The 6,727-nt window shown below is 31.0% G+C and carries 8 protein-coding genes; 7 read left to right on the top strand and 1 reads right to left on the bottom strand.

What is annotated here, in order from left to right; genetic code table 11:
* The first annotated feature begins 246 nt into the window (after positions 1–246).
* Together BX659_RS18210 and BX659_RS18215 are read left to right on the top strand one after the other, a co-directional pair.
* The gene (locus BX659_RS18210) at positions 247–1,530 is read left to right on the top strand and encodes an ankyrin repeat domain-containing protein (protein WP_097019647.1); all 1,284 of its coding nucleotides are present in this window, start codon (positions 247–249) and stop codon (positions 1,528–1,530) included.
* A gap of 16 nt (positions 1,531–1,546) precedes the next feature.
* Entirely contained in the window at positions 1,547–2,734 is a 1,188-nt protein-coding gene (locus tag BX659_RS18215; RefSeq protein WP_181186464.1) for a hypothetical protein, read from the top strand.
* Positions 2,735–2,927: 193 nt separating this feature from the next.
* Here BX659_RS18215 and BX659_RS18220 read toward each other — a convergent pair whose 3' ends face one another.
* Positions 2,928–3,131 (bottom strand): hypothetical protein, encoded by a 204-nt coding sequence (locus BX659_RS18220; protein ID WP_097019649.1) that lies wholly within the window; start codon positions 3,129–3,131, stop codon positions 2,928–2,930.
* 248 nt (positions 3,132–3,379) lie between these two features.
* Between BX659_RS18220 and BX659_RS18225 the strand changes: the two genes are divergently transcribed.
* From BX659_RS18225 to BX659_RS18245, 5 genes are all read left to right on the top strand, one after another.
* Positions 3,380–4,000, top strand: a complete 621-nt coding sequence (locus BX659_RS18225; protein ID WP_097019650.1) for an HK97 family phage prohead protease — start codon at positions 3,380–3,382, stop codon at positions 3,998–4,000.
* Positions 4,001–4,061: 61 nt separating this feature from the next.
* Positions 4,062–5,276 carry a phage major capsid protein gene (locus BX659_RS18230; RefSeq protein ID WP_097019651.1) on the top strand — a complete coding sequence of 405 codons (1,215 nt, stop codon included), beginning with the start codon at positions 4,062–4,064 and terminating at the stop codon, positions 5,274–5,276.
* Between the two features lie 164 nt (positions 5,277–5,440).
* A complete protein-coding gene (locus BX659_RS18235; protein WP_097019652.1) occupies positions 5,441–5,800 on the top strand; it encodes a four helix bundle protein in 360 nt (119 codons plus the stop codon).
* 47 nt (positions 5,801–5,847) lie between these two features.
* Positions 5,848–6,264 carry a Rho termination factor N-terminal domain-containing protein gene (locus BX659_RS18240; protein WP_097019653.1) on the top strand — a complete coding sequence of 139 codons (417 nt, stop codon included), beginning with the start codon at positions 5,848–5,850 and terminating at the stop codon, positions 6,262–6,264.
* A 266-nt stretch (positions 6,265–6,530) separates the two neighbouring features.
* Positions 6,531–6,727, top strand: a 197-nt coding sequence (locus tag BX659_RS18245) for a head-tail connector protein (RefSeq protein WP_172432018.1), incomplete at its 3' end; no start/stop codon positions are given.

Genomic DNA, 6,727 nt, shown 5'->3' on the forward strand with positions numbered 1-6,727 from the left:
ACTCGAAAGTAGCAAAATTTATTCTAAAGTTCAGAAAGCTATTAGTTCTTTTCTACGAGATGACAAGATTGCATAGTCAAACTTGTAAAGTGGTGAACTTTTTAAGCTAATTATTTATAAATATTAATGCTGAGTTATTATTAAATGGGGTTATTGTAATGATTGATTTTACAAATATATTATTTATAGAACTTAATCAGTGAATAATTAATCAAAATTCAAAATTAAAATAGAGGGAGTATTTAAATGAAATTAACTAAGAACAAAATATTAATAATTATAGTAGTAATGATTTTGACTATAGGTTTAACATTTGGTACTAAACAAAAAAAATTGATAAATGCTGTAAAAGAAGAAAATATAGTCAAAGTCAAAGAACTCATAAAAGATGGAACTATTATAGATCCTAAGAGTGCTTATACTGATTCTCTTCTCAATATAGCATTAAAAGAAGAAAATCCAGAAATAATAAGTATATTAATAGAATCAGGAGCTAATATTTATGGTGATAGTATTTTAACTTGGGCAATAGAGGAGAAGTATCTTCAATTAGTAAAATTGTTGATAAAAAGAGGAATTAATATAGATAATAATGATTTTATTAGAGCAGTAGATGACAGCAGTCCAGAAATAGTAAAAATTTTAATAAAGGCAGGAGCTAATGTTAATGCTGTAGGGACAGATAATCAGACTGCTTTATTTTATGCATTAAGTGATGAATGGGATTATGGTAATCCAGAAATAGTAAAGTTATTAATAGATGGGGGTGCTGATATTAATATCAAGGATAAATATAACCGTACTCCTTTAATGTATGCTGCAATGTATGGAGATAAAGAAATAGCTAAACTTTTAATAGAAGCAGGAGCTGATGTTAATGCTAAAGTAGATTATGGTGGACCAACAGTTCTAATGTGGGCAGCATTACCTAATACATCAACAAAGTATAAGAAAGAGGGTATAGTAAGATTACTCATTAATAAAGGGGCTAATGTAAATGCTAAAACTGATGATGGTAATGGAACTGCTTTAATGAATTCATTAATTGGTTCTGAGCCAGGCTCTGAATTAAAATTGAAGCCAGAATTGAAAGTAGTAAAAATTTTGATAGAAGCAGGGGCTGAGATTAATTTTAAAAATCGTGATGGTGGTCCTACACCTTTAATGATGGCAGCAAGCTATGCTAGCCCAGAAATAGTAAAAACATTAGTTGAAGCAGGAGCTGATGTTAATTTAGCTAATGATGGTTATACAGCTTTAATGGATGCAGTACAATATGAAAAGTTAGAAGTAGTAAAAGTATTAATAGAAGCAGGAGCTAATGTTAACATTAAAACTAATGATTATGGTTTTACGCCTTTAATAGAAGCTGTATCGTTAGATAATGAAGAAATAACCAAGGTTTTAATAGAAGCAGGAGCTAATGTTAATGCTAAAGATAATTTTAATCGAACTGTTTTAATTTCTTCAGAGAAGTTTGGAAGTGAAGAAACAACTAAACTTTTAATAAAGGCAGGTGCAAAATATTAAGAAATAACTTATAAAAGTGAGAAAGGGTGAGAATATGAATTTGAATAATAATCTTAAATCTAAAAATAACTCTTTTAAGAAATGGTTAGTACCTATAATATCCATAATTGTTTTTATTTTTATTATATTTAATGTAATAAATAAACCCAAAGTGGTTTGGGAAGAAACCTATAATACTAACACTAGTTATTTTACAGATGTTGAATTAAATTCTAATGGGAATTTTATTGTAGTAGATTCAGAAGGGATTATAACTAAGTTGAATTCCCGAGGAGATAAAATATTTATTAATAAGGAATATAGTAGAATATTTGAAAGTTTTAAGTCAATAATATCTGTTTCAGATGGATATTTAATATTAGGTAAAAAACTTGATGAGTATTTACTTTTGAAAATTGACTTTGATGGAAAGAAAAGATGGATCAAATCTTTTAATGGATTACATAATATGGAAAAAATAGATGAAAATCAAATTATATTATTTGGAACAAATGAAAATAATGGTTATGAATATCTCTTTAATATAGATTCAAATGGTAATGAAAGGTGGAGTACTAACTTTAAGAAGATTGCCATAAAAAAACGTACTGTAGATACTAGTTATATGGCTAAAGCATCTATTAATTTTATGACTGCAAAGAAATTAGGTGATCACTATGTTTTAGCTGGATATGTTGATGGAGGAATGTTTACTACATGGGGGTACACATGTATTTTAGATCAATATGGAAATGAAATATCTAGTCAACTTACAGGTCAAGAAAGTGATGGTAAGCAATATGAAGATATTCATGAAGTAAAAGACGGTTTTGTTCTTATTGGTGATCAATATATTGATGATTCTGACTATGATGCTGGGATATTGCGAACATCTTATTTAAAAATCTTTGTTTTTAAAATAGACGAATCTCGTGAATATAGAACTAAATATTTAAAAACACCATATCTTAGTGCATTTATCATTTCTAGTGAAAAGTTAGATGACAATAGCTTGCTCTTGCTTGGTGGGACTTTTAACCCAAAAGCCCTTTCTACTCAATCAAACTTTATAATGAAGGTGAATACTAATGGAAATCAAAAATGGACTAAGACCTTTAGTAAAGAAATTGAGATTGAATCATTAAAAAAAATATCAGATAAAGAATTTATTTTAGTCGGAAAAAAGAATAACAAAGGTTATATTAGTAAAATTAAATTACCATAGATTAATTTCTTATTATTTAATTTTATTAACAAAATTCAATAATTTATACATAGTAAAAAAGTTATATATGAATTGAATAGTATCTTTAATGTAATTAAAACATCTTATTTTTTCAAGGATTGTGATAGTGGTTGGTGTGCTACTATCACAATCCTTTATTTTATTTTTGATATTTTAAAATAATTGATTAATTTTAAGAATCTTTATTTTTTATTAATTTAAATCCCTTGGTAGCTAGTTCAGAACCTTTTTTTAGTGCTTCTTTATTTTTAGTTGCTAAATAAATACCTCCACCTGCCAATAAAACAGCCCCTGAGCAAGATAATACTAAAGCTCCCTTCCCTTTTGCTTTAATTTTACCAAAAAAACCTTCATATTCAAATTTTTCTTCGGACATAAATACAACCCCCTTTTTATATTGTTGATTAAATATATTCCATATAATATATTTAATACCTTCTGATTTTAAAGTAATAATTTTAAGGGCAGTTACTAATTTACAATTATATTGAATTAATATTGATATAAAAATGACAGCTACAACTTAAATATAGCTGATATAATCTATAATAAGCAAACTACATATTAATCTTAAAGCACTCAGAATCTATCTGGGTGCTTTTCATATTTAGGAGGTGTTCTTATATGCAATACAAAACTAAAAGAGTTCCTTTTGAACTCAAAGATTTTGACCAAAAGACAGGAATTTTTACTGGTTATGCTGCTGTCTTCGGTAATGTGGATGCTGGTGGTGATTTGATTCAACCAGGTGCTTTTACTAAGACTTTAAAAGATAACAAGGATAGAATTAAAATCTGTTGGCAGCATGACCCTTATAGTCCTATTGGCAAGCCATTGGAGATGAGAGAGGATAAGAAGGGCTTATTTGTTAAAGGACAGATTAGTGATACTAGCTTAGGTAAAGATGTGAAGATATTAATGAAGGATGGAGTGATTAATGAGTTAAGTATTGGCTATGATACAGTGAAGAAGAAATGGAAGGATGGGGTTAGGCATTTAAAAGAGCTTAAGCTATATGAATTTAGTCCTGTTACTTGGGCTATGAATGATGAGGCAGTAATTACTTCTGTGAAAGCTAATGAGGATATTAAGGAGGTGTTAGTTAAAACTATAGAGCTTTTAGATAGATTATTAGAGAAGAATGAAGTTGAAGAAAAGGATAGTAGTGAGTTAGAAATGAATAGGTTATTTACTTCAATAGATAGTTTAGAAAAAAATATAGGAAGTAAACTTCAAGAAGGCTAATTAGTCTTCTTTTTTTATTGTTAAGTGAAAATATAACTAAATTAATGGGAGGTAATTAATTATGGAATTAAAAGAGTTAAGTAAGAAATTTGATAGTGTAACAAATAACCTACAGAAACTATTAGACCAACAGGAAAGTGAGATTAAGGAGTTTGGTGAGACTACTACTAAGACTGCTAAGGCTATTGGAGAGGTTGAAGGTCAGATTAAAGAGATTGGCGGTGAGATGAAGGAGCTACAGAGTAGGGCTGATGAATTAGAGAAGAAGATGAGTAGACCTAACTTAGGTATTAGGAATCAACATAGCAGTAAGAGTTTTGGTCAGGTCTTTGTAGATTCTGAGTCTTATAAGAGAATGAGAGAGTCAAATTTAGATAATTCTGACCCTGTTCACTTTAAAGGTTTATTCAATATGAGAAGAAAAGCTTTGACTGGAGCAGAGGGTATTCCTGTTCCAACTAGAGTTCCAAATATCATTATGCCACCAGAGCAGGAGTTAAATATCCGAGATTTACTCAATGTACAGACCACTGATAGTAATTCCATTGAGTATGTTAGGGAGGTTGGCTATACCAATAATGCTAATGCTATAGGAGTTGGAAGTCCTGCTCCTGAATCTAGTATTGAGTTTACTAAGGAGTCAGCTAATGTTCGGGATATCTCTCACTATATTCCTGTACCTAATCAAGCTCTAGATGATGCCAAGCAACTAAGAGGATATATTGATAATCGTTTGATTTATGGATTAAAGCAGGAGGATGAAAGGCAGATTCTTTACGGTGATGGTACTAGCCCTAATCTACAGGGAATTTTAACTGACCCAGACCGACAGCAGTATAAATGGTCTGAGGGCAAGGCTGGAGATACTAAGATTGATGCTTTAAGAAGAGCGATTACTATTGCTAGGATGACTGGTTTCCCTGTGACTGGGGTAGTGGTTAATCCTAGTGATTGGGAGGAGATAGAATTACTTAAAGGTTCTGATGGTCATTATATCTGGGTACAGGTAACTGAAGGAGGGCAGAAGAGAACTTGGTCTGTTCCAGTAGTGGAGACTATTCAGATTAATGCTGGAGAAGTGGCTCTTGGTGCTTGGGGAATGGGTGCTATCTTGTGGGATAGGCAGGATGCCTTTATTAAGGTATTGGACCAGCATGCTGATTTTGGTATTAGGAATATGTCAGCATTGATGGCTAATGAGAGAGTGGCGTTGACTACTATGTTGCCTGAGAGTTTCGTGCATGTGACCTTTGATAGTAAGCCAACAGAGAGTTAGAGGATAGAGGATAGAGGATAGAGGATAGAGGATAGAGGATAGAGGATAGAGGATAGAGGATAGAGGATAGAGGATAGAGGATAGAGGATAGAGGATAGAGGATGCATAATATTTTCCATTTGCGGTATAAATAATACATCTTATTAATCAGTGGGGTGTTATTAATGTCTAGAAGAGAAAGTATTGTGTATCAGAGGGCATTTGAATTTTCTATTAGAATTGTTAATCTTTATAAGTATCTTTGTGATGAGAAGAAGGAATATGTGCTAAGTAAACAGGTATTGAGGTCTGGTACTAGTATAGGTGCTAATATTAGAGAAGGTTTGGAAGGACAGAGTGATAGAGATTTTATTTCTAAGTTTTCTATCTCTTTAAAAGAGGCTGTAGAGACGGAATATTGGATAGACCTATTATCTGCTACAGATTATTTGAATGTAAAGGTGAAGGATTCTTTATTAAGTGAATTAGAAGAAATAATAAAGATCTTAACTAGTGCGATTAAAACAGTAAAGAAGAGGTTATAAATAATTTGAAAGTTTAAAATAAGATAACTTTTGGGAGGTAAATAATTATGGTCATGATGAAAGCCCTTAGCACTTTTAAAGGTGTTGAGGGTTTTATTAGTAGGGGTAAGGAATTTGAGACTAGTGAGAGAAGAGCTAGTGTCTTGGAGAGGAAGAAGTTAGCTGAGAAGATTGTACCTAAAGAGAATAAAATGATTGAGCCAAGTGAGCATAAGGATGAAGATAATGAAGGTAAAAAAGCAGAAAAGAAAGGGAACGAGGATAATGAGTTATTAGATAAGAAGAAGTATAAGGTAGATGACTTAGAAGAGATAGCAAAGTTATTAGAGATTAGTGGTTATAGTGGTTTAAATAAAGATGAGTTACTTAAGGAAGTTAGTGAAGAACTTTTAAAAAGAGAGATTAGTAATTTAGCTAATATCGATAAAGAAGAACTTATTCAGAGGATAGAGGATAAGGGATAGAGGATAGTTAAGTTCAAATTCAAAATCTTTTTAGCCACAAATTAACACGGATTTACACGAATTAAGGTCAAAAGCTATTTTGACACTAACTAAAGTCTGACTAAAACCCGATTTCAAAACATTTAAGTATGTTATTTTTTATATTTTAGTCTGTGTTTGTCTGCGTAAGTCTGTGTCTAAATATTATTTTTTATCTCGATTTTAATTATGAAGAATTTTAACTAAATATGTATAGGAATATTCATTAGATTAAGGAGGTGCTGTATTTGTCTTTAGAGTTATTAGCAGAACCAGCAGTTACTCCTATAACAGTAGCTGAGGTCAAGGAACATTTACAGATTGATAATAATGATGAAGACAGTTTACTTGATTCATATATTAAAGCAGCTACTAAAGCAGTTGAAAATATAACTGGGCGGTCATTGATTACACAGAGTTGGAGGCAGTTATTTCTCAAACCTAA

This window comes from Orenia metallireducens (assembly GCF_003001995.1).
Lineage (GTDB): Bacteria > Bacillota > Halanaerobiia > Halobacteroidales > Halobacteroidaceae > Orenia > Orenia metallireducens_B.

What these genes read in the sequence shown, in the direction of transcription:
- BX659_RS18210 (WP_097019647.1), top strand. Translation starts at nt 247, where the DNA reads ATGAAATTAACTAAGAACAAAATATTAATAATTATAGTAGTAATGATT.
- BX659_RS18220 (WP_097019649.1), bottom strand. Translation starts at nt 3,131, where the DNA reads ATGTCCGAAGAAAAATTTGAATATGAAGGTTTTTTTGGTAAAATTAAA.
- BX659_RS18225 (WP_097019650.1), top strand. Translation starts at nt 3,380, where the DNA reads ATGCAATACAAAACTAAAAGAGTTCCTTTTGAACTCAAAGATTTTGAC.
- BX659_RS18230 (WP_097019651.1), top strand. Translation starts at nt 4,062, where the DNA reads ATGGAATTAAAAGAGTTAAGTAAGAAATTTGATAGTGTAACAAATAAC.
- BX659_RS18235 (WP_097019652.1), top strand. Translation starts at nt 5,441, where the DNA reads ATGTCTAGAAGAGAAAGTATTGTGTATCAGAGGGCATTTGAATTTTCT.
- BX659_RS18240 (WP_097019653.1), top strand. Translation starts at nt 5,848, where the DNA reads ATGGTCATGATGAAAGCCCTTAGCACTTTTAAAGGTGTTGAGGGTTTT.